Origin of the sequence: Okeania sp. SIO3I5, from assembly GCF_010672085.1 — a bacterium.
In the GTDB taxonomy this organism is placed as follows: Bacteria; Cyanobacteriota; Cyanobacteriia; order Cyanobacteriales; family Microcoleaceae; genus Trichodesmium.
Window position 1 is genome coordinate 6,216 of sequence record NZ_JAAHHT010000328.1, and the last position, 2,162, is coordinate 8,377.

At 40.0% G+C, this 2,162-nt stretch carries 3 protein-coding genes; all 3 read left to right on the plus strand.

What is annotated here, in order from left to right:
- Window positions 1–450 precede the first annotated feature (450 nt).
- Entirely contained in the window at window positions 451–1,173 is a 723-nt protein-coding gene (locus F6K40_RS36725) for a pyridoxine 5'-phosphate synthase (RefSeq protein WP_293144085.1), read from the plus strand.
- 33 nt (window positions 1,174–1,206) lie between these two features.
- Window positions 1,207–1,539 carry a hypothetical protein gene (locus tag F6K40_RS36730; RefSeq protein ID WP_293144079.1) on the plus strand — a complete coding sequence of 111 codons (333 nt, stop codon included), beginning with the start codon at window positions 1,207–1,209 and terminating at the stop codon, window positions 1,537–1,539.
- A 216-nt stretch (window positions 1,540–1,755) separates the two neighbouring features.
- Window positions 1,756–2,097, plus strand: a complete 342-nt coding sequence (locus tag F6K40_RS36735) for an MgPME-cyclase complex family protein (RefSeq protein ID WP_293144082.1) — start codon at window positions 1,756–1,758, stop codon at window positions 2,095–2,097.
- Window positions 2,098–2,162: the final 65 nt, after the last annotated feature.

Consider the following 2,162-nt stretch of genomic DNA (forward strand, 5'->3'; position numbering starts at 1 on the left):
ATTTTGTATAATTTACCAAAAATAAGTAATTTTTAGGCAGAATTCAAAATTCAAAATTCATGCATTATTGGTTACTAAGGGTTTTAGGATGGCTGTAACTGCAAATTGTTATTTCTGCCATCCTGCATTAGTTATTTTCTTTAATTATCAGATAAAAATTTGATAATTAATCTTAAAAATTATCAATTTAGATATATTTTTCAATTTGTTGATTTTCAAAAATAGGTATTTTGTATAACTTACCAAAAATAAGTAATTTTTAGTAAGTTATATTGATAATTGATTTTGACTTCACACTTCACTAACTAATAATGCATGAATTTTGAATTTTGACTTCCGCGTAGCGGCGGGGAACTGTAGGATTGGCGACGTATCTCGTAGAAACAGGAAAACATTAAAATGTTATTACCCGTGACGTTTTATATCAGTTTTATGAACCAGAAGCAAAAATTGCCCACTCTCGGTGTCAACATTGACCACGTGGCCACAATTAGACAAGCGCGACAAACTGTAGAACCTGACCCAGTAGCAGCAGCAGTTTTAGCTGAACTAGCTGGTGCTGATGGTATTACTGTCCATCTGCGCGAAGACCGTCGCCATATTCAAGAACGAGATGTCCGTATTCTTCGACAAACTGTGCGGACTCATTTGAATCTAGAGATGGCCCCTACTAAGGAGATGGTGGCGATCGCTCTGGAAATTAAACCAGACTATATTACTCTTGTACCAGAACGTCGGGAAGAAGTTACTACGGAAGGGGGTTTGGATGTGGCTGGAAATCTGCCCCAGATGAGGGAAGTTGTAGCCCAATTACAAGGGGAAGATATTCCTGTAAGTATGTTTATTGATGCTGAAAGAGTCCAGATAGAAGCTTCTGCCGAAACTCAGGCCAAGTTTATTGAACTCCATACGGGATCTTATGCTGAAGCTGAGGATGAGGCCACACGCTACAAAGAACTGACTGTTTTGGCAGATGGATGTCAAATAGCGATCGCTGCTGGTCTCCGGGTAAATGCTGGACATGGCCTCACTTATTGGAATGTTTATCCAGTTGCTTGTCTAGAAGGTATGGAAGAACTCAACATTGGTCATACAATTATTTCTAGGGCGGTACTCGTGGGTATGGAGCGAGCTGTCCGTGAAATGAAACTTGCTATTTATGGCAACTTATAATTAGGTTTTGCTGAAAAAAGCAAAGTTTGGGAAGTGTGGGAGGTGTGGGAGGTGTGGGAGGTGTGGGAGGGGTGGGAAGTGTGGGAGGTGTGGGAGGTGTGGGAAGTGTGGGAGGTGTGGGAGGGGTGGGAAGTGTGGGAAGACTGGGATTGTAGGAGAAATAATTTTTCCTTGATTTTTCTGCCTCGCGTTACCCCAAAGTCCTCACTTTATGCAGCTCTTTTCACCGAAAAACTGATACTTTATCACGACTTAAAATGGCTAAAACGTTTATACATAAATGCTTTTGGATTTAATCAGCACAGCAATAATTACTTAAAAATTGAGGTAGATGCCTCGCCCTTAAATCGGCGACTTTTTGATTGATTAATGTAGAAGATTAAAGGTATAGTATTTTTGTCGCGGGTGGGCAATCCGAGACTTTAAACGGACGCGGAGGGAAGCGTCACCCACCTCCAGCAAGAGGCATGGGTGCAGGACTATAAGAAATGTCAACCCACCGAGTGAGGTTTACACTCTTGAGAGAACTCTTGCGCCTAACTGCCCTGGAGAATATCAATAATTTCTAATTTGTTCATGGAAATGCAAACTTACTATTACGTCTTAGCTAGTCAAAAATTTTTAATGGAAGAAGAACCTTTAGAAGAAGTCTTGAAGGAGCGCAAAAGATATTATCACGAGAAGGAAAAAGAAATTGATTTTTGGTTAGTTGCTCAACCTGCTTTTTTAGAAACTCCTGAACTAGCTAGCATTAAAGAAAAATGCCCTCAACCTGCTGCAGCGATTATTTCTACTGATCCTAAATGTGCAGATTGGTTTAAATTACGCTTAGAGTTTGTAATTAAGGGAGAATTTCAAGCACCTTCAGAGACTATTCCTGAACCTTTGGCTTCTCTGACACCAACTTCTACGAAAGATTCTTAGTTATGGTTCGCTTTCTTAATCTTAAAGCATTGAAAAATAAAGGCTAAAGCACTTTGGGGGCGAAA

Coding starts and splice junctions, on each gene's coding strand:
- F6K40_RS36735 (WP_293144082.1), top strand. CDS start 1,756: ATGCAAACTTACTATTACGTCTTAGCTAGTCAAAAATTTTTAATGGAA.